Annotated in this window: 23 protein-coding genes and 4 tRNA genes; 10 read left to right on the forward strand and 17 right to left on the reverse strand. The window is 64.0% G+C overall.

All coding sequences use genetic code 11. The features are described from left to right. The first annotated feature begins 54 nt into the window (after positions 1–54). Positions 55–954, forward strand: coding sequence for an ATP-grasp domain-containing protein (locus ACFOLG_RS01640; protein ID WP_386087715.1), 900 nt, complete (start codon positions 55–57; stop codon positions 952–954). A 65-nt stretch (positions 955–1,019) separates the two neighbouring features. Then, a complete protein-coding gene (gene purB / locus ACFOLG_RS01645; RefSeq protein WP_386087756.1) occupies positions 1,020–2,390 on the forward strand; it encodes an adenylosuccinate lyase in 1,371 nt (456 codons plus the stop codon). A 224-nt stretch (positions 2,391–2,614) separates the two neighbouring features. On the opposite strand, the gene ACFOLG_RS01650 is transcribed toward purB, so the two are convergent. From ACFOLG_RS01650 to ACFOLG_RS01675, 6 genes are all read right to left on the reverse strand, one after another. Next, positions 2,615–2,691: transfer RNA gene (locus ACFOLG_RS01650), tRNA-Met, on the reverse strand. 48 nt (positions 2,692–2,739) lie between these two features. Then, positions 2,740–3,558, reverse strand: coding sequence for an undecaprenyl-diphosphate phosphatase (locus ACFOLG_RS01655; protein WP_386087716.1), 819 nt, complete (start codon positions 3,556–3,558; stop codon positions 2,740–2,742). A 64-nt stretch (positions 3,559–3,622) separates the two neighbouring features. Then, entirely contained in the window at positions 3,623–4,228 is a 606-nt protein-coding gene (locus tag ACFOLG_RS01660) for a thiol:disulfide interchange protein DsbA/DsbL (RefSeq protein ID WP_386087718.1), read from the reverse strand. Between the two features lie 13 nt (positions 4,229–4,241). After that, positions 4,242–4,943 (reverse strand): SPOR domain-containing protein, encoded by a 702-nt coding sequence (locus ACFOLG_RS01665; protein WP_386087720.1) that lies wholly within the window; start codon positions 4,941–4,943, stop codon positions 4,242–4,244. 32 nt (positions 4,944–4,975) lie between these two features. After that, a complete protein-coding gene (locus ACFOLG_RS01670) occupies positions 4,976–6,487 on the reverse strand; it encodes a YifB family Mg chelatase-like AAA ATPase (protein WP_386087722.1) in 1,512 nt (503 codons plus the stop codon). Between the two features lie 3 nt (positions 6,488–6,490). Then, positions 6,491–6,775, reverse strand: a complete 285-nt coding sequence (locus ACFOLG_RS01675; protein WP_386087724.1) for an accessory factor UbiK family protein — start codon at positions 6,773–6,775, stop codon at positions 6,491–6,493. A gap of 260 nt (positions 6,776–7,035) precedes the next feature. Between ACFOLG_RS01675 and glnK the strand changes: the two genes are divergently transcribed. Together glnK and ACFOLG_RS01685 are read left to right on the forward strand one after the other, a co-directional pair. After that, complete coding sequence (gene glnK, locus ACFOLG_RS01680) at positions 7,036–7,374, forward strand: P-II family nitrogen regulator (RefSeq protein WP_386087726.1); 339 nt, start codon at positions 7,036–7,038, stop codon at positions 7,372–7,374. A gap of 35 nt (positions 7,375–7,409) precedes the next feature. Next, the gene (locus ACFOLG_RS01685) at positions 7,410–8,717 is read left to right on the forward strand and encodes an ammonium transporter (RefSeq protein ID WP_386087728.1); all 1,308 of its coding nucleotides are present in this window, start codon (positions 7,410–7,412) and stop codon (positions 8,715–8,717) included. A 194-nt stretch (positions 8,718–8,911) separates the two neighbouring features. Here ACFOLG_RS01685 and ychF read toward each other — a convergent pair whose 3' ends face one another. The 9 genes from ychF to ACFOLG_RS01730 form a co-directional block, all read right to left on the reverse strand. Then, positions 8,912–10,003, reverse strand: coding sequence for a redox-regulated ATPase YchF (gene ychF / locus ACFOLG_RS01690; RefSeq protein WP_386087730.1), 1,092 nt, complete (start codon positions 10,001–10,003; stop codon positions 8,912–8,914). 116 nt (positions 10,004–10,119) lie between these two features. Beyond that, a complete protein-coding gene (gene pth / locus ACFOLG_RS01695) occupies positions 10,120–10,698 on the reverse strand; it encodes an aminoacyl-tRNA hydrolase (RefSeq protein WP_386087731.1) in 579 nt (192 codons plus the stop codon). Positions 10,699–10,784: 86 nt separating this feature from the next. After that, positions 10,785–11,072 (reverse strand): 50S ribosomal protein L25, encoded by a 288-nt coding sequence (gene rplY / locus ACFOLG_RS01700; RefSeq protein WP_349590386.1) that lies wholly within the window; start codon positions 11,070–11,072, stop codon positions 10,785–10,787. A gap of 61 nt (positions 11,073–11,133) precedes the next feature. Further along, entirely contained in the window at positions 11,134–12,117 is a 984-nt protein-coding gene (locus ACFOLG_RS01705; protein ID WP_349590384.1) for a ribose-phosphate pyrophosphokinase, read from the reverse strand. 85 nt (positions 12,118–12,202) lie between these two features. After that, positions 12,203–12,279 (reverse strand) — tRNA-Gln (locus tag ACFOLG_RS01710). Positions 12,280–12,304: 25 nt separating this feature from the next. After that, a tRNA-Gln gene (locus ACFOLG_RS01715) sits at positions 12,305–12,381 on the reverse strand. 7 nt (positions 12,382–12,388) lie between these two features. Further along, complete coding sequence (gene ispE / locus ACFOLG_RS01720; protein ID WP_386087734.1) at positions 12,389–13,243, reverse strand: 4-(cytidine 5'-diphospho)-2-C-methyl-D-erythritol kinase; 855 nt, start codon at positions 13,241–13,243, stop codon at positions 12,389–12,391. Next, positions 13,240–13,818: an outer membrane lipoprotein LolB gene (locus ACFOLG_RS01725; protein ID WP_386087736.1), complete on the reverse strand. Its 579-nt coding sequence runs from the start codon at positions 13,816–13,818 to the stop codon at positions 13,240–13,242. The genes ispE and ACFOLG_RS01725 overlap by 4 nt, the downstream gene beginning before the upstream one ends. Further along, a complete protein-coding gene (locus tag ACFOLG_RS01730; protein ID WP_386087738.1) occupies positions 13,815–15,575 on the reverse strand; it encodes a tetratricopeptide repeat protein in 1,761 nt (586 codons plus the stop codon). Before ACFOLG_RS01730 ends, ACFOLG_RS01725 begins: the two co-directional genes overlap by 4 nt. Before the next feature lie 71 nt (positions 15,576–15,646). On the opposite strand from ACFOLG_RS01730, the gene mutM reads away from it, so the two are divergent. From mutM to ACFOLG_RS01745, 3 genes are all read left to right on the forward strand, one after another. Beyond that, positions 15,647–16,462 (forward strand): bifunctional DNA-formamidopyrimidine glycosylase/DNA-(apurinic or apyrimidinic site) lyase, encoded by an 816-nt coding sequence (gene mutM, locus ACFOLG_RS01735; protein ID WP_386087740.1) that lies wholly within the window; start codon positions 15,647–15,649, stop codon positions 16,460–16,462. A 58-nt stretch (positions 16,463–16,520) separates the two neighbouring features. Further along, positions 16,521–17,288, forward strand: a complete 768-nt coding sequence (locus ACFOLG_RS01740; RefSeq protein ID WP_386087742.1) for a lysophospholipid acyltransferase family protein — start codon at positions 16,521–16,523, stop codon at positions 17,286–17,288. A 157-nt stretch (positions 17,289–17,445) separates the two neighbouring features. Further along, on the forward strand, positions 17,446–18,771 hold the full coding sequence (locus tag ACFOLG_RS01745) for a dicarboxylate/amino acid:cation symporter (RefSeq protein WP_386087744.1): 1,326 nt from the start codon (positions 17,446–17,448) through the stop codon (positions 18,769–18,771). A gap of 90 nt (positions 18,772–18,861) precedes the next feature. Here the strand turns inward: ACFOLG_RS01745 and ACFOLG_RS01750 are convergent, their stop codons facing one another. Next, on the reverse strand, positions 18,862–19,683 hold the full coding sequence (locus ACFOLG_RS01750; protein ID WP_386087746.1) for a symmetrical bis(5'-nucleosyl)-tetraphosphatase: 822 nt from the start codon (positions 19,681–19,683) through the stop codon (positions 18,862–18,864). 149 nt (positions 19,684–19,832) lie between these two features. On the opposite strand from ACFOLG_RS01750, the gene ACFOLG_RS01755 reads away from it, so the two are divergent. After that, the gene (locus ACFOLG_RS01755; protein WP_386087748.1) at positions 19,833–21,848 is read left to right on the forward strand and encodes a UvrD-helicase domain-containing protein; all 2,016 of its coding nucleotides are present in this window, start codon (positions 19,833–19,835) and stop codon (positions 21,846–21,848) included. 91 nt (positions 21,849–21,939) lie between these two features. On the opposite strand, the gene ACFOLG_RS01760 is transcribed toward ACFOLG_RS01755, so the two are convergent. Next, positions 21,940–22,677, reverse strand: a complete 738-nt coding sequence (locus tag ACFOLG_RS01760) for a c-type cytochrome (protein ID WP_386087750.1) — start codon at positions 22,675–22,677, stop codon at positions 21,940–21,942. 152 nt (positions 22,678–22,829) lie between these two features. Here ACFOLG_RS01760 and ACFOLG_RS01765 point away from each other — a divergent pair. Beyond that, positions 22,830–22,906 (forward strand) — tRNA-Arg (locus ACFOLG_RS01765). Between the two features lie 265 nt (positions 22,907–23,171). After that, the gene (locus ACFOLG_RS01770; RefSeq protein ID WP_386087752.1) at positions 23,172–24,068 is read left to right on the forward strand and encodes an NUDIX hydrolase; all 897 of its coding nucleotides are present in this window, start codon (positions 23,172–23,174) and stop codon (positions 24,066–24,068) included. The last annotated feature ends 146 nt before the right edge of the window (positions 24,069–24,214 follow it).

The raw sequence follows: 24,214 nt of genomic DNA on the forward strand, positions 1-24,214 counted from the left end.
CAGGACGGGCGTCGTGTACGCCCGTTTTTTACGCGCAGATCTTATAAAGACACCATGCAATACGACGTAATCGTCCTCACCGACCACGAACTGCTGGCCCTGAACGACGCCGACTGGTACAGCCGCCAGGTACACACCGAAGACGGTCTGGTACTGCAGGCACTGGCCAAACAGGGACTGAAGGTTGGCCGCAAGGACTGGGCCGACCCGGACTTCGACTGGGCCGACTGCCGCAGCGCAGTGTTCCGCACCACCTGGGACTACTACCACCGCTTCACCGAATTCGCGCCGTGGCTGGCGCGAGCCAGTGAAACCACCCGCCTGTTCAACGAGGCGGCACTGGTGCGCTGGAATATCGACAAGCACTACCTGGGTGCGCTGGCAGAAAAAGACGTCAACATCGTCCCCACGGTCTATATCGAACGAGGCGACGCCCGCTCGCTGGCGCATATCGTGGCAGAAACCGGCTGGCAGGACGTGATCCTGAAGCCGGTGGTGTCCGGTGCCGCGCGCCACACCTACCGTTTTGCCGCCACCGACAGCGAACAGCACGAGTGCGTGTTCGGCGAACTGATCGAACAGGAGGCGCTGATGCTGCAGCCGTTCCAGCGCAACATCCTGGCAAGCGGTGAGCTGTCGCTGATGATCATCGATGGCAAGTACACCCACGCCATTCGCAAAACGGCCAAGGCCGGCGACTTCCGCGTGCAGGATGACCACGGTGGCACGGTGCACCAATACGATGCCAGCGCCGATGAAGTGCTGTTTGCCGAGGCCGCTGTCGCCGCGGTGCCGTTCGACGTGCTGTACGCGCGCGTGGACCTGATCCGCGACAACGATGGCCAGCTGGCGATCATGGAACTGGAAATGATCGAACCGGAGCTGTTCTTCCGCTTCAACCCGGCGGCGGCCGACACCCTGGCCGCCGGCCTGGCCCGCCGCCTGCGCGCTTGAGATTTCGTTTTTATTTGAAGCAACCGGCCAGCGCCTGCTGGCCAGCAACCTGGAAGCACTGAGTGATGAATCTGACCACGCTGACCGCCCTTTCCCCGCTCGACGGCCGCTACTCCGGCCAGGCCGAAGCCCTGCGCGCCACCTTCTCCGAATACGGCCTGATGAAGGCCCGCATCAAGGTAGAGCTGGAATGGCTGAAAATGTTGGCCGCAGAGCCGGGCATCGAAGAGGTAAAGCCGTTCTCCGATGCCACCATCCGTGAAATCGACGACGTGATCGCCAACTTCTCCGTCGAGCACGGCGAAGAAGTGAAGGCCATCGAGGCGCGCACCAACCACGACGTGAAGGCCATCGAGTACTGGCTGAAAGAGCGCCTGTCCGGCAACCCGGAAGTGATGGCCGCCAGCGAGTTCATCCACTTCGCCTGCACCTCGGAAGACATCAACAACCTCAGCCACGCGCTGATGCTGAAAACTGCGCGCAACACCGTGATGCTGCCGGCGCTGGACGAAGTCATCACCAAGCTGTCCACCCTGGCGCACGACCTGGCCGCGGTACCGATGATGAGCCGCACCCACGGCCAGCCGGCTACCCCGTCCACCATGGGCAAGGAGCTGGCCAACGTGGTGTACCGCCTGAAGCGCCAGCGCGAACAGCTGGTGAAACAGGAAATCCTCGGCAAGATCAACGGCGCGGTCGGCAACTACAACGCCCACATCGTCGCCTACCCGGACGTGGACTGGGAAAGCCTGGCCGGCCGCTTTGTCAGCGGTCTGGGCCTGACCTTCAACCCGTACACCATCCAGATCGAGCCGCACGACTACATGGCCGAGCTGTACCAGCAACTGAGCCGCATCAACACTATCCTGATCGACCTGGATCGCGACGTGTGGGGCTACATCTCGCTGGGCTACTTCAAGCAGAAGGTGAAGAAGGACGAAGTGGGCAGCTCCACCATGCCGCACAAGGTGAACCCGATCGACTTCGAAAACTCGGAAGGCAACCTGGGTCTGGCCAATGCCGTGCTGAACCACCTGGCCGAGAAGCTGCCGCTGTCCCGCTGGCAGCGCGACCTGACCGACTCCACCGTGCTGCGCAATATGGGCGTCGGCTTCGGCTACACCCTGCTGGGCTTCAAGGCGCTGATGAAGGGCCTGAACAAGCTGGAACTCAACCCGGCCATGCTGGCTTCCGATCTGGACGCCACCTGGGAACTGCTGGCCGAGCCGATCCAGACCGTGATGCGCCGCTATGGCGTGCCCAACCCGTACGAGCAGCTGAAAGAGCTGACCCGCGGCAAGGACGGCATCACCCGCGACACCCTGGCCGCCTTCATCAAGGGCCTGGAGATTCCGGAAGCCGAGAAGACCCGCCTGCTGGCACTGACCCCGGCCGGCTACGTCGGCAAGGCCGAGGAACTGGCACGCCGCATCTGAACGTTGGCCGCAAGCTGAAAAAGCCACCGCAAGGTGGCTTTTTTTATGTACCGCTTCGTGGCTCGGTGCCCTGGGCTGGGCGACGACTGACCCGTATCCACCGGCTTTGCGGCCAACCTTGCCGCCGAGACGGTCCCCGTCGCGCGAGCCGCCATCTGTCGAAACCGCATTGCCGGCCGGCAATGTAAAAAGCCAACCCGAAGGTTGGCTTTTTACTTGAAACTTGGTTGCGGGGGCAGGATTCGAACCTACGACCTTCGGGTTATGAGCCCGACGAGCTACCAGACTGCTCCACCCCGCGTCAGAGAGAACACATAATAGCCAACTGTAAGTTTCACGTCAAGCTTTTTTATACATTCCAGTCTACCAGCCCCCAGAACCACGTCGCCAGGATCAGCAAACCAAAGCCGATGCGATACCAGGCGAAGACTTCGTAGCTGTGGCTGCCGACAAAGCGCACCAGGGTACGCACCGCCAGCAGCGCGCTCAGGAAGGCCGCCACGAAGCCGATGGCAAACATCGGCAGCTCGGCCAGCGACAGCAGGTCACGGTGCTTGTAGAGGTCGTACACCGTGGCGGCAAACATGGTGGGCACCGCCAGGAAGAAGGAAAACTCGGCGGCCACCTTGCGGTCGAGGCCAAAGAAGATGCCGCCGATGATGGTGGCACCGGAACGCGAAGTGCCCGGAATCATCGCCACCACCTGCGCGCAGCCGATCTTGAGCGCCTCGCGCCAGCCGATGTTGTCCACATCGTGCACCCGCGCCACATGCTGCCGGCGCTCGGCATACAGAATCACCAGCCCGCCCAGCACCAGCGCGCTGGCGACGCTGACCGGGTTGAACAGATAGTGCTTGATCTGCTTGATGAACAGCAGCCCCATGATGGCCGCCGGCAGGAAGGCGATCAGCAGGTTGGCCGCAAAGCGCTGCGCCTTCGGCTCGCTGCCCAGCCCCTTCACCACCGCGGTGAAGCGTTCGCGGTACAGGAACAGCACCGCCAGGATGGCGCCGAACTGGATGGCGATCTCGAACACCTTGCCGGCGTTGTGAAAGCCGATCAGATCCCCGACCACGATCAGATGCCCGGTGCTGGATACCGGCAGAAATTCGGTCAAACCTTCTACGATACCCAGTAACAGCGCCTGAGCCAGTAACAAAGTGTCCACTTTTTCCCTTTCTAAAATGACTTCAGGCCGCACAGGGCGGCCTGAACATAACGCAGGAGGCTGCTTACTTGCCGCGCGCCTTCACTATCAGTTCGTCGACCACGCGCAGCAGCTGCGCCGGCTCTGCGGCCAACGTGGCGTACTTGCCCGCCACCACGATGGTCGGCGTGCCCTGGATGGCATAGTCACGGGTGATCTGTGTCGCACGGGCCACTTGCGAGTTCACGCCGAAAGACTTGTACACCTGCATGAAGGCCTTGCCATCCACGCCCTTCTGGGTGGCCAGCCACTTGCTCATTTCCGCTTCGTCGGCCAGGTTGACGCGCTGCTGCACCATCGCCGTCAGTGCCGGTGCGTGCAGGCGATCCAGCGTCTTGGTGATGTTGAAGGTAGCAAACAGTCGCGCCAGCGGCTCCATCTGCTTGCCCCAGACGATCTGTTCACGGCGGAAGCTCACATCCTTCGGCAACTTCTTCGACCAGGCGGCAATCGACGGCTCCAGATTGAAGCAATGCACGCAGTGGTACGAGAAGAACTCGATCACTTCGACCTTGCCCGGCGTCGCCACCGGCTGCGGCTTGGCCAGCAGCACATAGTCCTTGCCTTCCACAATGGCGGCCTGGGCCACGCCCGCCACCAGCAACAATGCTGCAAACAGCCATTTCTTCATGGTTTTCTTTCGTTTATTTCGCAGGGAGTTTCACTACAGAGACTTCGATGCCGTCCTGGCGCAGGCGAGCACGCAACGCGTCCAGCTCTTCCTGACGCTCGAACGGCCCGATACGCACCCGGTGCATCAGGCCTTTTTCCGGCATCGACAGCGACTGAATCTTGGCTTCAACCCCCATCAGCGCCAGCCGCGCCTTCATATTGTCGGCATCGCTTTCCGACTGGAAGGCACCCGCCTGCAGGAACAGGCGCGGTCCTGGCGCATTGGAGCTGCTGGAGGCGTCGCCGGTTCCCTTGTCGGTGTTGGGCAGCGCTTCCTGCTGCCCCGGCAGTATCTTGTAGAAGTCGAAACGCTGGCCATCGACATCCGCCGGCGACGGCGTGGTGGTTGTCGTGGTGGCCGGCTTGGCCGCAACCGGCGCCGATGCCGGCGTCGGCACGACGGCCGGCTTGGCTGGCGGCGGCGTCACCGTGGACAGCTTGGCGCCCGGCTCCAGCAGCTCGGCCTCCGGCAGCGATGCCTGCTGCTTGCCCTGCATGCGTTCCAGATTGCTGAACGGCGTGGAGGAACGGCTGAGGTACATCGTCACGCCGACGGCGACACCGATGCCGATGATCAAGCCGACCAGCACACCGGCCATCAGGCCACCACCACCGCCCTTGCGTGACGAAGCGCTGCGGCTGCCACGTGAATTCTTATGATCTTTGTTGCTCATGAAACCCACTGATTCGAGTCGATTCGACCCTGTCATTCATTACTGCCAAAACCGGACAGACCACGGCGGAACTGCACCGCCTGTAGCAAATGGGTCCGGGCTAGCGCCGTTTCTTGCAGATCCGCCAATGTGCGCGCCACGCGCAATACGCGGTGATAGGCGCGTGCCGACAAGGCCAGCCGTTCCAGCAACTGGTTCAGATAGCTGCGCTCGGCTTGCGGCAAGGCGCAGACCTCGTCCAGCTCGCCGCCCTGCAACTCGGCATTGGCCTTGCCCTGCCGCTGCCATTGGCGCTCGCGCGCGGCAACCACGCGGGTACGCACCTGTGCACTGGTTTCACCGCCCGGCAGCTGCTGCAATTCGTCCAGCGGCAGACTGCCTACTTCTACCATCAAATCAAAACGATCCAACAGCGGGCCGGATATTTTAGCGCGATATCGCAGCACTTGTTCAGGCGTGCAGCGACAAGCGCGTCGCGCATGCCCCAAATAACCGCAAGGGCAAGGATTCATCGCCGCCAGCAATTGGAAACGCGCCGGGAAAGTCACCTGCCGTGCAGCGCGCGAGATATGGATTTCGCCGGTTTCCAGAGGTTCCCGCAGTACCTCCAGTACCTTGCGGTCGAATTCGGGCAATTCGTCGAGAAACAGCACGCCGCGATGGGCTAGCGTGATTTCCCCGGGGCGCGGATCGGAACCGCCGCCGACCAGCGCCACCGCCGATGCCGTGTGGTGCGGATGGCGGTAGGGCCGCTGCCCCCAGTTGGCCGCCACGAAGCCGCCATTGGCCAGCGACTGCACCGCCGCGCTTTCCAGCGCCTCGAGCTGCGCCATCGGCGGCAACAAGCCGGGCAGCCGTGCGGCCAACATGGATTTACCAGTACCGGGCGGCCCCTGCATCAGCAGGCTGTGCCCGCCGGCGGCCGCTACCTCCAGCGCCAGTTTGGCGGCGCCCTGGCCACGCACATCCAGCAGATCCGGATAATGGGCCAGTTCGCCGGTGGCCAACGTCGGGGAACAGCGCGGCAGTTGCGCCAGGCCGGCCAGATGGGCACAGACCTCGGACAGGGTATCGGCGGCGAAGATCTCCACCCCCTGCACCAGCGCCGCCTCTTGTGCACTAAGCCGGGGCAGGATGAATTTGCGGCCGCTGCCACGCGCCGCCGCCACCATCGCCAGGGCGCCGCGCACCGGGCGCAACTCCCCGCCCAGCGCCAGCTCCCCCGCCAGCTCATAGCCGGCCAGCACCTCCGCCGGCAGCTGCCCGCCGGCGGCCAGCAACGCCACCGCGATGGGCAAATCGAAACGGCCGGACTCCTTGGGCAGGTCGGCCGGCGCCAGGTTGACCGTGATGCGCCGCGCCGGGAAGTCGAAGCCGGATTGCTGCAACGCCGCGCGCACCCGCTCGCGGCTTTCCTTTACTTCGGTATCCGGCAGCCCCACCAGGGTAAATGCCGGCAGACCGTTGGCCAGATGGACCTCTACCGCCACCTCCGGCGCATGCACGCCGGCAAGCGCCCGGCTGAGACAGACGGCAAGCGACATCGCTCAGTCTTGCGACGGCGCGTCGGTATCGGCTTCCGCGGCGGCCGCAGCCGGCTGCAGCGCGGCTTCCAGCTGCTGCAGGCGCGACTCCATGGCGGTGAGCTGGGCACGGGTCTGCGCCAGCACTTCTTGCTGGATGTCGAACTCCTCGCGCGTCACCAGATCCATGCGCGTAAAGGTGGCGGCCATCATGGCCTTGACGTTCTTTTCCAGGTCCTTGGCCGGGCTGGCGGCGATGGTTTCACTGATCTTGTTGCTGATTTCATCAAACAGTTTCTGGCTGAGCATGGCGCGACCTTGACTTTGTCATGAACGGAGAGAGTTTGAGTTTAGCAAAAAGCCTCTATAACTGCACAAAGCCGACCGCGCACCAATACGGCGCACGGGCCGCCGCCTAAATGGTGCACAGGCTCGGCACCGCGCGGCAGAATGCACCAAGATGCGGTAGTTGCTTGAAATAAAAAGAAATTTTATTCTGGCACGATTCATGCATAGCTGGCGTCGTCTCTCCAACCACGCAGCCATTCGGCAATTATCGAGGAGTCGCCATGAAACTGGTCAGTGCAATCATCAAGCCGTTCAAGCTTGACGAAGTGCGGGAAGCACTTTCTGCCATCGGTGTGCAAGGCATCACCGTTACCGAAGTCAAAGGGTTTGGCCGTCAGAAAGGCCATACCGAGCTCTACCGCGGCGCGGAATATGTCGTGGACTTCCTGCCCAAGGTAAAACTGGAAATCGCCATCGCCAATGAACTGCTGGATCAGGTGGTCGAGGCAATCGAAAGCGCAGCACGCACCGGCAAGATCGGCGATGGCAAGGTATTCGTGTTCGATCTGGAGCAGGTGGTGCGCATCCGTACCGGCGAGACCGGCGCCGACGCCGTCTGAATCTGCACAACAAGAGCGATAGAGGGAACCTGTATATGGACAAGAAACTGCTTGCTGCCGCCGGCGCCGCCGCGCTGGCAACCGCCCTGCCAGCGCTGGCGGATGGTGCGCCGACCCTGGTCGCCACCAGCACCATCAGCGCCGGCGATACCGCCTGGATGCTGACCTCCACGGCCCTGGTGCTGTTCATGACCATCCCCGGCCTGGCGCTGTTCTATGCCGGCATGGTGCGCAAGAAAAACGTGCTGGCCACCCTGATGCAGAGCTTCGCCATCTGCGCGGTGATGACCGTGCTGTGGACCGTGGTCGGCTACAGCCTGGCGTTTACCCCGGGCAACAGCCTGATCGGCGGCCTGGACCGCGTGCTGCTGGACGGCATGCTGTACCTGAAGGATGCCGGCAAGCTGACCGTGCACCCGCTGGCCGCCACCATCCCGGAAGGCGTGTTCATGATGTTCCAGATGACCTTCGCCATCATCACCCCGGCGCTGATCACCGGCGCCTTCGCCGAACGCATGAAGTTCTCCTCCATGCTGGTGTTCATGGTGCTGTGGTCGCTGCTGGTATACGTGCCGGTGGCGCACTGGGTATGGGCGCCGGGCGGCTGGATGTTTGACAAAGGCGTGCTGGACTTTGCCGGCGGCACCGTAGTGCACATCAATGCCGGTATCGCCGGTCTGGTGGCCGCGCTGGTGCTGGGCAAACGTGTCGGCTTCGGCAAGGAAGCCATGCCGCCGCACAACCTGGTGCTGACCCTGGTGGGCGCCTCCATGCTGTGGGTGGGCTGGTTCGGCTTCAACGCCGGCTCCGCCGTTGCCGCCGACGGCCGCGCCGCCATGGCCATGGTCGCCACCCAGGTGGCCACCGGCATCGCCGCGCTGGGCTGGATGGCAGCGGAATGGATCGCCAAGGGCAAACCGTCGGTACTGGGCATCGTGTCCGGCGCGGTGGCCGGCCTGGTGGCCATCACCCCGGCCGCGGGCTTTGTCGACGCCAAGGGCGCGCTGGCGATTGGCCTGGTGGCCGGCGTGGTGTGCTACTGGAGCGCCACCAGCCTGAAACACATGCTGAAGTACGATGACTCGCTGGATGCCTTCGGCGTACACGGCATCGGCGGCATCATCGGCGCGCTGCTGACCGGCGTATTCGCGGTGAAAGACATCGGTGGCGTGGAAGGCAGCCTGATGACCCAGGCCATCGGCGTGGGCGCCACCGCCCTCTACTGCGGCGTACTGACCTTCGTTCTGCTGAAGATCGTGGATGCGGTAATGGGTCTGCGCGCCAGCGAAGAAGAAGAACGCGAAGGTCTGGACGTGGTACTGCACGGCGAACGGGTGGAGTAAACCGCTCCGTCATGCGGCCAACCTGCTGGTTGGCCGCATTTTTTTGCGCAGCGCCAGCACGGCTGGCAGCGACCAAACCACCCGCCGCCGCGCAGATGGCGCCGCACCGAGCAGCACGGCCCCAGCCACGAAAACAAAACACCCCGACAGCCGGCCTAGTGGCCAACTGTCGGGGTGTTGTCTTGTGCCCGCGCTTAGACGTTGAACAGGAAGTTCAGCACGTCGCCATCCTGCACCACGTAGTCCTTGCCTTCGGCACGCATCTTGCCGGCTTCCTTGGCCTTGGCTTCGCTGCCGTAGCTGATGAAATCGGCGTAGGAAATGGTCTGCGCACGGATGAAGCCGCGTTCGAAGTCGGTGTGGATCACGCCGGCAGCCTGCGGCGCGGTGTCGCCGACATGGATGGTCCAGGCGCGCACTTCCTTCACCCCGGCGGTGAAGTAGGTCTGCAGGCCCAACAGCTTGTAGCCGGCACGGATCAGGCGGTCCAGGCCCGGCTCTTCCAGGCCCAGGGTCTCCAGGAACTCGGCCTTGTCGGCATCGTCCAGCTCGGCGATCTCGGACTCGATGGCCGCGCACAGCGCCACCACCGGCGCGCCTTCCTTGGCGGCGTATTCTTCCACGCGCTGCAGCAGCGGGTTGTTGCTGAAGCCGTCTTCGGCCACGTTGGCCACGTACATCGCCGGCTTGATGGTGAGCAGGCACAGCGGCTTGATCAGCGCCTTGTCCTCGTCGGACAGACCCAGCGAGCGCGCCGGTTTGCCTTCGTTCAGGTGCGGCACCAGCTTCTCCAGCACCGCGATCAGCGCACGCGCATCCTTGTCGCCGGCCTTGGCCTTTTTGCCTTCGCGGGCGACGGCTTTTTCCACCGACGACAGGTCGGCCAGCGCCAGCTCGGTGAGGATGGTCTCGATATCCGCCAGCGGATCGACCTTGCCGGCCACGTGTACGATGTTGCCGTCTTCGAAGCAGCGCACCACGTTGACGATGGCGTCGGTCTCGCGGATGTTGGCCAGGAACTGGTTGCCCAGGCCCTCGCCCTTGGAGGCGCCCGCCACCAGGCCGGCGATGTCGACGAACTCGACGATGGCCGGCTGGATCTTCTGCGGGTTGATGATCTTGGCCAGCTCGCTCAGGCGATGGTCCGGCACCTCCACGATGCCGACGTTCGGCTCGATGGTGCAGAACGGGTAGTTGGCCGCTTCGATGCCGGCCTTGGTCAGCGCATTGAACAGGGTGGACTTGCCGACGTTGGGCAGGCCGACGATACCGCACTTCAGACTCATGGTAATTCCTCGTTGTGTTCGGCCCGCCAGCGAGGCGGGGCAACAAAGGCAGCGATTTTAACACTTCGGCTGCCTGTATTTTGCGCAATGTTGCGGCCAACGTTGGCCGCACCGCATTACTTGGCCGCAGTGTGCAGCGTCTTCATCGCCGCCGCCATATTGCCGGCCAGCACTTCCGGCATCACCTGCAGCGACTTGGCCAGCGCGTCGTCGATGGCCTGCTGCTCCTCGGCGCGGGCCTTCTTCAGCACGAAGTTGGCCACTTCGTTGCGGTCGCCCGGATGGCCGATGCCCAGCCGCAGGCGCCAGAACGCCGGGCTGCCGAGACGGGCGATGATGTCCTTCAGGCCGTTATGACCGCCGTGGCCGCCACCCTGCTTCAGGCGCGCCGCGCCCGGCGGCAGGTCCAGCTCGTCGTGCACCACCAGGATTTCTTCCGGCGCGATCTTGTAGAAGCGCGCCAGCGCCGCCACCGCCTGGCCGGACAGGTTCATATAGGTCATCGGCTTGAGCAGCCAGAGGTCACCTGCCGCCAAGGTGGCGCGCGCGGCCTCGCCGAAGAACTTGCCTTCGGCATGCAGATTGGCCTTGTGCTGCCAGGCCAGCTCGTCCACCAGCCAGAAGCCGGCGTTGTGCCGGGTTTTTGCGTACTCCGGGCCGGGATTGCCCAGCCCGACTACCAGACGGATCGCCATGGGTGTCGTTCCAATGAAAAGCCCGCTGCCAGATAACCGGTCAGCGGGCCTGTCACCACTCTGTCAGACAGAGCGGCACGCATACATTACGCGCGAGCGAAGTCCAGATGCAGAACCAGCTGCTTGAACGGGTGCAGTTGGAAGTCGGCAACTTTTACCAGTTCCTTCTGACCGTCGATCACCAGTTCGATGGTTTCCTTGTGGAAAGCTTCGTTCTTCAGTGCGTGGTAGATGGTGTTGTGGTCCAGGGTGATGGATACGGCTTCTTTACCTGCACCGTAAACAACAGCCGGGGTTTGGCCAGCGCGACGCAGGCGGCGGCTCGCACCTGTACCTTCCAGTTCGCGCTTGGCAGCGATCAGTTCGATTGCCATTGAGTATTACTCCAGTTTCATTGAAATTCGCCCGCCCCGCCGCGACCAGCGGGGCCGACGTTTACGGCAGGACGGCGCCTGCCGAAACCAGCTCTTCGTTGAAGAGGTAGGACACCGATTCTTCGTTGTTGATGCGACGCAGGGTCTCGGCGATGAGCCCGGCGATCGATACCACGCGGATGCGGCTGCTCTGCTTGGCGGCAGCCACCAGCGGGATGGTATCGGTGATCACAACCTGATCGATGTCCGAATTATTGATGCGGTCCACGGCCTGGCCGGAGAACACGGCGTGCGAGGCGTAGGCCAGCACGCGCTGGGCGCCGCGCTCTTTCAGCGCGGAAGCGGCCTTGCACAGGGTGTTGGCGGTGTCGATCATGTCGTCGATGATCAGACAGGTACGGCCTTCGATATCACCGATAATGTTCATCACCTCGGCCACGTTGGCCTTCGGGCGACGCTTGTCGATGATGGCGAGGTCGGTGTTCAGCGCCTTGGCCACGGCACGGGCGCGCACCACGCCGCCCACGTCCGGGCTGACCACGATCAGGTCGTCGATGCGCTGCGAACGGATATCCTTCAGCAGCACCGGTGTGGCGTACACGTTGTCCACCGGCATGTCGAAGAAGCCCTGGATCTGGTCGGCATGCAGGTCGACGGTCAGCACGCGGTCGATGCCGGCGCTGGTCAGCATGTTGGCTACCAGCTTGGCGGTGATCGGCACACGGGCGGAACGCGGACGGCGATCCTGACGGGCGTAACCGAAGTACGGAATCGCCGCGGTGATGCGACCGGCGGAGGCGCGCTTGAGCGCGTCGGCCATGGTCAGGATTTCCATCAGGTTATCGTTGGTCGGAGCACAGGTCGGCTGCAGGATGAACACGTCGCGACCGCGCACGTTCTCCAGCAGTTCCACTGCCACTTCACCATCGCTGAACTTGCCCACATCGGCACGGCCGAGGGAGATGTCGAGGTGCTTGACCACGTTCTGTGCAAGTTCCGGATTTGCGGTACCGGTGAAGACCATCAAACTGTCGTATGCCGCCATAACTCTATGCCTTGGATCGGGAGATAAAGAAAAAGCGTGTAAGGGAAACTTACACGCTTTTTTTCTTACTTCACTGCTGGAAGTTTGGCTGAGGAGGAAGGATTCGAACCTTCGAATGCCGGAATCAAAATCCGGTGCCTTAACCAACTTGGCGACTCCCCAGTATTCTTTCAGTCATGCAGAGATTTGGCTGAGGAGGAAGGATTCGAACCTTCGAATGCCGGAATCAAAATCCGGTGCCTTAACCAACTTGGCGACTCCCCAGTATCCTTTACGCTTCCCTGTCGTACAGTGGATGAGCCGCTAACCCCTTGGCAACAAATCCGACCATATCTTTCGACAAGGACTGGAATACTGATTTTGCTTGATCTTCACTTGCCAGCTCCAGAAACACGCATGCTCCCGAACCTGTCATCAGCGGCGAACCGTACTCACTCAGTCGATTCAGTGCTTCATTTACCGCTGGATACATTGCCGTTACGACCGACTGCAAATCGTTTTGTTTTTGCGTCGCATCGAACAGGCTTCGCATTATGGAGAATCGAACCTCTCCTGTCAACAGCTTTTGCGAAAAGCGCTGGAAAACAGGCCCGGTCGGCACCGACACCGGTGGCTTGCATACCACATACCAGGCCGCCGGCAAATCGAGCGCCTCCAGCTGCTCGCCGATGCCGCGCGCGCGCGCATTGCGGCCATAGATGAAGACCGGCACGTCGGCCCCCAGCTGCACGCCCAGATCCATCAGCTGCTGACGCGACAGGGCACAGCCCCACAACTTGTTGAGTGCCAGCAGCACGGTGGCGGCATCGGACGAACCGCCACCCAGGCCGCCGCCCATCGGGATGCGCTTGGTGACGCGCAGACTGGCGCCGAGCCGGCTACCGCTGGCCTGCTGCAGCAGGCGGGCGGCGCGCACGGTGAGGTCGGCCTCTGGCTCAACGCCCGGCGTCGGGGTTTCCAGTACGATGCGGCCATCGTCGCGCACGGCGATGTCGATATCGTCGCCAAAATCGATGAAGCGGAAGTCGCTATCGAGCAGGTGGTAGCCATCGGCACGCTTGCCGGTGATCAGCAGCGTCAAATTGAGCTTGGCCGGCGCGGGAAAACGGTGGAATTGCAGGTTCATGGTTGCGTCGAAATCGGGGCGGAGGCGTCACGGACACGCCAGTCGGAGAATACCAGGCGGATGCTCAGGCCATCGCGCTCCAGCTCCAGCCGGCGCGGCTGGCTGCTGGCGTCTTTCAGATTGCGGATCAGCCAGCCCTGCTGCTGCAGGCGGCCATCGGCAGCCTGCGCGGCGGGCAGGCCGGGCGCGGCCAGACCGCGCGCCCACCAGGCCAGGTTGGACAGCGGCAGCGGCCAGCCCAGCGTCGCCTCGGTCAGGCTCTCCACGTCGGCCGCCTGCCGCTCCTGGCCGTCCGCCACCAGGCGCACGCCAGCGGCGTCGCGGGCCAGGCTGGCCACCGTGGTGCCGATCGGCGTCTTGACGTTGAGCTGATCGCTGCCGGCACTGTGCTGCCAGTCGAAATTGGCGACATGGCCCTTGCCTTGATAATTCACCGCCAGCCGGCCGCTGACACTGAACGGAGTGTCGACAACGTTGGCCGCAGGGGTCGCCAGCGGCTGGGCGATCTCGGGAGTGGTGGCGCAGGCCGCCAGCAACAGCAGGCAGACCGCCGACAAGCAGCGGGATAATTTCATGGTTTCAGGCGATCCAGCGTTTCCTTCAGCACCGGATCATCCGGCGCGCGCTTGCCGGCCTCGCCCCATACCGAGCGCGCCTCATCCTTGCGGCCAAGCGCCCACAACACTTCGCCCAGGTGTGCTGCCACCTCGGCATCCGGCAGCTTGCTGTAGGAGGTCTGCAGCTGCTGCAGCGCCTCGGCCAGCTTGCCCTGTTTGAACAGCACCCAGCCCAGGCTGTCCTGAATCATGGCATTGTCCGGCTCCGCCTTCAGCGCCTGCTCGATATAACCCTGCGCTTCCTTGAGCTGCAGGCCGCGGTTGGCCATCACGTAACCGAGCGCGTTCAGGCCCTGGGCATCGTCCGGCTTTTGCCGCACCACGCTGCGCAGATCCTGCTCGGCCTCGGCGGAGCGCCCCAGCTGATCTAGGAGCAGCGCGCGCTCGTACAGCAGGTCGGCCTGCTCCGGCGACTGCTGCAGGCCGCTGCCCAGAATCTTCAACGCCACATCATATTGCTTGGCTTCGCGCGCCAGCATCGATTGCGCCTGGGTAACGCGCAACCAGTTGTCCGGGTCGGCGGACAGCTCGTTCAGGCTGTCGATGGCCTGCTGCCACTGCCCGTCCAGCACCAGCATCTGCGCGGCGCGCACCCGTGCCGGCAGCAGGTTGTCGCCGCCATCCACCTGCAGGTACCAGCGCCGCGCCAGCGCTGGCTGTTTCTGCTCGTCGGCCAGCTGCCCCAGGGTGTAGCGCAGGGTGTTCGGGTCGCTGAAGCCGGCCGCCAGTGCGGCCTCCAGCTGCTTGCGCGCCAGCGCGAAGTTGCCGGTCTGGTAGGCCAGCAGGCCATGCAGGTGCAGCAGCTCGGCATTGCCGGCAAAGCGTCCCTGCAGGCTGCGCGCATGCGCCTCGGCCTCAGCAAAGCGCTTCTCGCCGGCCAGCAGGCGGATATAACTGCTGTTCAGATCGATGCTGGATTGCGGCCGCCGCGCCAGCTCCTGCTTGAGGAAGCCGATGGCATCACCGGCCGACTGACGGCGCAGGCGGTCGACCTGCCACAGCACCGGCAAGTCCCATTGCGGCGCGATGCGCGCCAGACGCGCGAATTCGGTATCCACGGTGGCCTGATCGTTGGCCTCCGCCGCCACCGCGATCAGCGCGAAGCGCGCCTCCGGCAAGTCCGGGTAACGGGTGGCCAGCTCGCCGATCAGCCGCTCGGCACCCTGCTTGTCATTCTGCCGCGCCGCCAGCCGCGCCAGCTGCACGAACATGGCGGCCGCCCGTTGCGGCTGGCGGCTGAGCATGTCCTCGATCAGCGGGCGGCTTTCCACCAGCTTGCCGGCACGCAACAGCGCGATGATCAGCTGCTCGCGTGCCGCCTCGGCCTCCGGGTCCAGCTCCAGCCACAGGCTCAGCGCCGCGCTGGCGCTTTGCAGCTGACCGGCGTACAGCGCGAATTCGGCGGCACGGCGCGCGATGCGCGGGTCGCGCGTATCGCGCGCCAGCGCCAGGTAACTCTCGGCCGACTGCGCGGCGGCGCCGCGCTGCGCCGCCAGCTCGCCGGCCAACAGGCCATAGAACCACTCCGCCCGCAGCTGCTGATGCGGAATGGCCGGGTTGTCTTCATCGCGCGGCACCGCCGCGTCGTCATCGGCGTCGGCAGCCGCCGCCTGCGCGGCGGGCGCAGTGGCCGCCGCGGCGGACGGATGCAGGCTGGCGCAGGCGGACAGCGCCAGCGGCGTGAGCACGGCAAACAGACGGAGCAGAGCGTTCATGCACAGAACCTGTATTCATCACAGGCGGGTAGAATACCACGCCATTAACGTTAATCATGCCTACACCCGCCATGCCCGAATTGCCAGAAGTCGAAACCACCCGCAGCGGCATCGCCCCGCAGCTGGAGGGCGCCACCGTCCAGCAAGTGATCGTCCGCGAGGCGCGGCTGCGCTGGCCGATCCCGCCGGAGCTGGCGGCCAACCTTGCCGGCCGCACCGTGCGCAGCGTCAGCCGCCGCGCCAAATACCTGCTATTGGACTTCGCACACGGCACGCTGATCGTGCACCTGGGCATGTCCGGCAGCCTGCGCTTCGTGGCGCCGGGCACGCCGCCGGAAAAACATGACCATGTAGACATCGTGCTGGGGCAAACGGTTCTGCGCTATCGCGATCCGCGCCGCTTTGGCGCCATGCTGTGGCAGCAGGGGCCGGCGCTGGCGCACCCGCTGCTGGCCAGCCTGGGGCCGGAGCCGCTGGCCGACGCCTTCGACGGCGGCGTGCTGTTCGACGCCAGCCGCCGCAAGGGCAGCGCCATCAAGCTGCTGATCATGGACAACCACGTGGTGGTGGGGGTGGGCAATATCTACGCCAACGAGTCGCTGTTCTACGCCGGCATCCATCCGGCGCGGGCGGCCAACTCGCTCAGCCGCGAGGAGTGCGACAGGTTGGCCGCAGAGATCAAGGCGGTGCTGGCACGCGCCATCGCCGCCGGCGGCAGCACGCTGCGCGACTTCATGGACGCCAAGGGCAAACCGGGCTACTTCCAGCAGAGCTACAAGGTGTACGGCCGCCGCGAGCTGCCCTGCCATGATTGCGGCACACTGATCGTGGAAATCCGCCAGGGGCAGCGCAGCACCTGCTTCTGCCCGCACTGCCAGCCACTGTAAAACGGCTGCCACCTCCGCCCCTTACACTGCCACCAACTGTCCGCGAACCGTCATTACCGTGCACCAGACCACCTCCCTGCCCTTCCGCCTGCTTCGCCTGCTCCGCCTCGTGCTGCACCTGTGCCACGGCGTGCTCACCATTGCCCGGCTGTACCCCCGGCTGTCACAACCGGAAAAAGCCGTCATCACCCAGCGCTGGTCGCAGCAGCTGCTGCACATCCTGGCCATCAAGGTGCGGGTGCACGGCGCCGCGCCGGCGGCCATCTACCCGCCGCACACGCTGGTGGTGGCCAACCACGTGTCGTGGCTGGACATCTTCGCGCTCAACAGCGTGACGGTATCGCGCTTCGTCGCCAAGAAGGAGCTGCGCGACTGGCCGGTGGCCGGCTTCCTGATCAAGAGCGCCGGCACGCTGTTCATCGACCGCAGCAACCGCCGCGACGCCAGCCGCGTCAACCAGCAGCTGGCCAGCGCGCTGCAGAACGGCGACTGCATGGCGCTGTTCCCAGAGGCCACCACCTCGGACGGCACCGGCCTGCTGCCGTTCAAGCCGTCGCTGTTCGAGGCGGCGCGCCTGGCCGGCGCCAGCGTGCAGCCGGTGGCGATCCGCTATGTGTCGCCCGGCGGCCACTACTGCGCCACCGCCGCCTACGCCGGCGATACCAGCTTCGGCCAGAGCCTGTGGGCGATCCTGTCCACTCGCGCCATGGTGGTGGAGCTGAACTACACCGCACCGCTGGCGGCCAGCGACGCCAGCCGCTTCGCGCTGTCCGACGGCTCGCGCCGCGCCATCGCCAGCGCACTAGACCTGCCTGCCGACGCCTGAGCCGGCCGTCTCGCCTCATCACGCCGCATGCGGGTTTTCCGCAATGCGGCTTTCCCCAATCGGGAAATTCCCAATTTTGCGCCCTCCCCTCGCCGTGCATGATCGTGCCGAGCGAGCAAGACAAGGCAGCCACACTGCCAACAACACGGAGAGCGCAATGTCAGCCAAAAAACTGCACCACAGCCTGTACTTCCAGGTCATCGTGGCCATCGTCCTCGGCATCGCCGTCGGCCACTTCATGCCGGAATTCGGCGCCAAGCTGAAACCGCTGGGCGATGGCTTCATCAAGCTGGTGAAGATGATGATTGCGCCGATCATCTTCTGCACCATCGTGGTCGGCATTGCCGGCATGGAAGACATGAAAAAGGTTGGCCGCGTCGGCGGCAAGGCGCTGCTGTACTTCGAGGTGGTGACCACGCTGGCGCTGGTGATCGGCCTGGTGGTGGTGAATGTGCTGAAGCCGGGCGCCGGCATGAATGTCGACCCGGCCACGCTGGATACCGGCGCCATCGCCAAGTTCACCGAAAAGGCCGCCGACCAGAACACCATCGACTTCATCATGCACATCATCCCCAACAGCGTGATCGGCGCCTTTGCCGACGGCGAGATCCTGCAGGTGCTGCTGTTCTCGGTGCTGTTCGGCGCCGGCCTGTCGCTAATGGGCGATTCCGGTAAGCCGGTACTGGGCTTCTTCGAAAAAGTGTCGCACGTGCTGTTCGCGGTAATCGGCTTCATCATGAAGCTGGCCCCGATCGGCGCCTTCGGCGCCATGGCCTTCACCATCGGCAAGTACGGTGTCGCCAGCCTGGCGCAGCTGGCCGCGCTGATGGGTAGCTTCTACCTGACCTGCGTGCTGTTCGTCGGCCTGGTGCTGGGCAGCATCGCCCGCGCCAGCGGCTTCAGCCTGTGGAAGCTGATCAAGTACATCAAGGAAGAACTGCTGATCGTGCTGGGCACCTCGTCGTCCGAGTCCGCGCTGCCGCGACTGATGACCAAGCTGGAGCAGCTGGGCTGCGCCAAGCCGGTGGTCGGTCTGGTGGTGCCCACCGGTTACTCCTTCAACCTGGACGGCACCTCGATCTACCTGACCATGGCGGCGATCTTCATCGCCCAGGCCTGCAACATCGACCTGACGCTGACCCAGGAGCTGACCATCATCGGCGTGCTGCTGCTCACCTCCAAGGGCGCCGCCGGCGTCACCGGCTCCGGCTTCGTGACCTTGGCCGCCACCCTGGCGGTGGTGCCGGACATCCCGGTGGCCGGCCTGGCGCTGATCCTCGGCATCGACCGCTTCATGTCCGAGGCGCGTGCGCTGACCAACCTGATCGGCAATGCGGTAGCCACCGTGGTGGTAGCGAAGTGGGAGAAATCGCTGGATGCCGCGCAGCTGCAGCGCGAACTGGCCAACCCGACGCCGCTGGCCGGCATCGCAGCGGTCCAGGCCCCGCACCTGGCGCGCGAAGTGGCGGAAGAACTCAGCTAAGCTCACCGCAACTGGAACCAGCAAAAGCCCCGCTCACTCGGCGGGGCTTTTGCATGCACGACAGGGTTGGTCGCAGGTTGCGGCCAACGTTTACGCCGCGATCTGGCGATAGGCTGGGCACGGCAGCTGGAACAGCGCGCGGTCTTCCAGCCGCACCGCGCTGAGGCTGCCGCCCCACAGGCAACCGCTATCGATCGCCAGCACGTCCTCGGTCAGCAGCAGGCCCAGCGCCGACCAGTGGCCGCAGACGATGGGGGTGTCGACGCTGCGGCGGTTGTCGGCCTCGAACCACGGGATCAGATGCGCCGGCGCGCCGTCCAGCTCGCCCTTGTAGGCCAGGTCCAGCTCGCCGTCGCGGCTGATGAAGCGCATGCGCGTCATCACGTTGACGATCATGCGCAGCCGATCCATGCCCTTGAGGTCGTCCTGCCAGCGCAGCGGCTTGTTGCCGTACAGTTTGGCGAAGAAGCTGCGGTGCTGCGGCCCGGCCAGTTCGTGCTCCACCTCCTCGGCCAGACGCAGCGCCTTCTTGATGCTCCATTCCGGCAGCAGGCCGGCGTGCACCATGGCAAAGCCCTGCTCGTAGATCATCAGCGGCTGGCAGCGCAGCCACTCCAGCAGCACCTTGGCGTCGCCGGCATCCAGCACCGCCTGGATGGTGTCGTCGGCATGCACCTTGCCGTAGCCCTCGGCCACCGCCAACAGGTGCAGGTCGTGGTTGCCCAGCACCGTCTGCACGCAGTCCTGGTGCTCGAACACCCAGCGCAGCGTCTGCAGCGATTCCGGGCCGCGGTTGACCAGGTCTCCGGTCAGCCACAGCGTGTCGCGCCCGGGGTTGAATTCGATCTGGCGCAACAGCGCCATGAAGGGGGTGAAGCAGCCCTGCAAATCACCAATCGCATAGGTGGCCATATTGTTTTCCTGTCAGTCATTGCGGCCAACCTTGGCCTGAGCCGTGCCGCGCAAGAATGATACTGGATAGCCCGGGCCGCCGTCGCGCATGGCCTCGGCCGGCCGCAGCCTCTACAATGCGCGCTATCGATGAAAGATTGACGACAGCCATGTCCCTCGCCCTACTCAACCCGCAGCAGCGCGCTGCCACCCTGTCGCTGGACGGCCCGCTGCTGGTGCTGGCCGGCGCCGGCTCCGGCAAGACGCGGGTGATCACCCAGAAGATCGCCTACATGATCCGCGAGGCGAACTTCGACGCCCGCAACATCGCCGCCATCACCTTCACCAACAAGGCGGCACGCGAGATGCTGGAGCGCGTCGGCAAGCTGATGGACAGCCGCGAGCTGAAGGGCATCTCCGTGTCCACCTTCCACTCGCTGGGCATGCAGTTCCTGCGCCAGGAAGCGCCGCACTTGGGCTACAAGACGCAGTTCTCCATTCTGGACAGCTACGACGCCGCCAAGATCATCGCCGACATCCTGAAATCCACTCACAAGGACGAAGTGCGCAAGGTGCAGAGCCGCATCTCGCTATGGAAGAACGACCTGGTCGGCGCCGATGCCGCACTCGTGGCCGCCGCCGACGAATTCGACCGCGTGGCAGCCACTACCTACGTGGCCTACCAGGACACGCTCACCGCCTACCAGGCGCTGGACTTCGACGACCTGATCCGCCTGCCGGTGGAACTGCTGCGCAGCAACAGCGAGGTGCTGCAGAAGTGGCAGCACAAGCTGCGCTACCTGCTGATCGACGAATACCAGGACACCAACACCTGCCAGTACCAGCTGGTGAAGCTGCTTACCGGCGAGCGCGGCATGTTCACCGCGGTGGGCGACGACGACCAGTCCATCTACGCCTGGCGCGGCGCCAATATGGAAAACCTGCGCCTGCTGCAGCACGACTTCCCGCGGCTGAAGGTGATCAAGCTGGAGCAGAACTACCGCTCCACCGCGCGCATCCTGCGGGCGGCCAACTCGGTGATCGCCAACAATCCCAAGCTGTTCGAAAAGCAGCTGTGGAGCGAACTGGGGCTGGGCGAGCAGATTCACGCGGTAATGTGCAAGGACGAGGAGCACGAGGCCGAAGTGGTGGTGCAGCGCCTGCTGGCGCACAAGTTCGAGCACCGCACCGAGTTCAAGGACTACGCCATCCTATATCGCGGCAACTACCAGTCGCGCGTGTTCGAGCAGGCGCTGCGCAACCAGCGCATCCCCTACCAGATGGCCGGTGGGCAGAGCTTCTACGACAAGCCGGAAATCAAGGACGTGCTGGCCTACCTGCGACTGCTGGCCAACCCGGACGACGACCCGGCCTTCATCCGCGCACTCACCACCCCCAAGCGCGGCGTGGGCGCCGGTACGCTGGAAAAGCTGGGCAACTGGGCCCGGCAGCGCAATTGCAGCCTGTTCGCCGCTGCGCACGAGGAGGGATTCCAGCTGCAGGTCAACGCCGCCCAGCTGGCGCCGCTGGCCGACTTCTGCCGCTTCATCAATGCGCTGAGCTACCGCGCGCTGCGCGAGCCGCCGGGTGAGCTGGTGATGGAGATGCTCAAGTCCATCGGCTACGAAGCCTGGCTGTACGACAGCGAGGACAGCCCCAAGGCGGCGGAGAGTAAGTGGAAGAACGTATTCGAACTGGTGGCCTGGCTGCAGCGCAAGGGCGAGCAGGATGGCAAGAACCTGCTGGAGCTCACCCAGACCATCGCGCTGATCACCATGCTGGAAGGCCGCGACGAGGGCGAGGTGGACGCGGTGCACATGTCCACGCTGCATGCCTCCAAGGGGCTGGAGTACCCGCACGTGTTCCTGGTCGGCTGCGAGGAAGGCATCCTGCCGCACAGCGAATCGGTCGACAACGGCATGGTAGAGGAGGAGCGGCGGCTGATGTACGTCGGCATCACCCGCGCCCAGCGCAGCCTCACCCTCACCTACTGCGTAAAGCGCCGCCGTGGCGGCGAATGGCTGTTCGTGGAGCCGTCACGCTTCATCGCCGAGATCAGCGGCGACGACCTGCGCCATTTCGGCAAGAAGGGCGCCGAGCCGATTGTCAGCAAGAAGGAGGCTCGGAGTACTTTCTCTAATATTTACGCCATCTTGGACAGCAAGGTGCAGAAAGGCGGCGACTAGGCCGCCAGTGCCAGGTTGGCCGCAAGCATGCGGCCAACCTTAAAAACAAAAACGCCGCGATGAATCGCGGCGTTTTTTCATGCGCAGCAGCTTACTTGGCGGCGTTGGCCAGGTATTCCACCGCGGCACGGAACTCGGCGTCGGAGCCACCAAAACCACCTTTCGGCGGCATCGCGTTCAGGCCCTTGGTGGCGATCTTCACCACTTCGTCCAGACCCGGCTTCAGACGCGGCTCCCAAGCGGCCTTATCGCCGAATTTCGGCGCACCGGCGGCACCGGAACCATGACAGGCCACGCACACGCTCTCGTACACTTTCTTGCCGGCAACGGCAGGATCCAGCGCAGCACCGGCTTCGGCGCCACCTACCGGCGGCTCGGTGAACTTGCCACCGCCGGCATTGCCCATGAAGGCCACCGCGCGCTTCACTTCGTCGTCGGTCAGGTCAGCCGCGCCACCCTTGGCCGGCATGGCGTTGAAGCCTTGCAGCGCATGCTGGGTCAGCACATCCCAGCCCTTGGCCACGCGGGCAGCCCAGGCGCCGGCATCGGCAAACTTCGGCGAACCGGCCAGACCGGCACCGTGACAGGTGATGCAGATGGCCTTGTATACCTGTTCGCCGGTCTTCATGCCCGGAGGCGCGTCGCTGGCAACGGATTCGCCAGCCGGTTTCAGGCGGGCGGCAACGGCCTCTTTGGTCATCACTTCTGCATTGACGTCGAAGCCGCTGGTAGCCAATTTGGCCAGCAGATAGATCGCCACCACTACCAACACGACAACACCCAGCAGAATGCCGACTATCTGACCCGGGGCTTTGGTTTCGTTGCTCATTCCAGCCTCACCTGATGAATAATGACTTTTCAAATAGGGAAATTATACGTTAAAGCTAGGAGGCTAAGCAAAACACGCCAGCGACAAGTTTGCGCCAACGCAATGGATACTGGACGCAATGATGCGCTTACGCTATATTCGCGCCTCGGCTTGTACCCGTAGCTCAGTTGGATAGAGTGTCAGCCTCCGAAGCTGAAGGTCGCTGGTTCGATTCCAGTCGGGTACGCCACCCTCCCACGCCTTGCTGCCCTTGCACAAGGCGTTTTGTTTTACTGCCCCGCCACACCTGCTACACCACCCGCCACATCACCCAATTTATTGCCAATGCCGGCTTAAATAGCCCTGCGCGCCGTTGCCCGCCATTTTCCCCTCACCGTAATTGGCCACTGGCAACAATCGCAACAGTAAAAAGCGCCTTGGCAAAAAAGCAGGGCAAATAAAACAAAGCCTCTGCACCGGCATAACGTTTGTCCGTAAGATGTCGCCTTCGTCAAATGCCCGCGGAAGAAACCATGCAAGCGCGAACGGTCGCCACAGCCCTGGAGCAGATCATTCATTACGATAACAGTGGCTTTGTGCCGCTGCATGTTGCCGGCGAACGCATTGGCTGTGTCAATCAGCAATGGCTGCAACGCCTGGTCGATGCGCACGGTCAACTGTTTGCGCTGCGCGATGGCGTGCTGCACGGCCTGGAAGGCTGTACGGACTTTGCCAACCGTAGCGCGCAACTGGGCATAGCCGCCCAGGCCTGGCGCGATGCCGGCTGGCTGAACGGCTGGCGCAATGAAAAATTCATGGCCTACCTGCAGGACGGCACTCCCTGTTTCGAGCTGGAACGCGCCGCCTTCCGCCCGCTGGGTCTTACCAGCCGCGCCGTGCACCTCAACGGCCTCACCCGCATGCCGGACGGCGAAATTCGCATGTGGATAGGCAAGCGCAGCCCGTTCAAGGACGTGGCACCCAACCGGCTCGACAATCTGATGGGCGGCGGCATCGCAGCTGGTGAAACCGTGCAGATCGCCCTCGAGCGCGAAGGCTGGGAAGAGGCCGGCATTCCCGCCGGCAAGCTCGAGCTACTGCCACAGCGGGCGCTACTGCTGGCCGAGCGGCCGGTATTACGCGGCCTGCATCGCGAGTGGCTGTACGTCTTCGACCTCTGGCTCTCGCCATCGGAGATTCCACAAAATCAGGATGGCGAAGTTGAGGCCCACATCCTGGTGCCCCTCGCCGAAGTCGAGCAACACATCATCAACGGCCAGTTCATGAGCGACGCCGCGCTGGTGGCCATCGACTGCCTGGCTCGCCTGGGCTACTGGAGCAGCGCGCCGGAACTCGAGCAGCTGCTGACGCAGGTGCGCACAGTGATCGGCAGCGATGTCGCCATTCGCTAAGCACCACCTGACAGTCGAAACAAAGCCCGCTTGCGCGGGCTTTTTGCTTGTCGGTGCAGCGATTGGGCCGGCCGGCGGCCAACGTTGGCCGCACGGGCATGGCATGAGGTGGGTATCGGGCGGCGTGCAGGCCAGGCGAGCGGCTT

Origin of the sequence: Vogesella facilis, assembly GCF_042648525.1 — a bacterium.
Lineage (GTDB): Bacteria > Pseudomonadota > Gammaproteobacteria > Burkholderiales > Chromobacteriaceae > Vogesella > Vogesella facilis.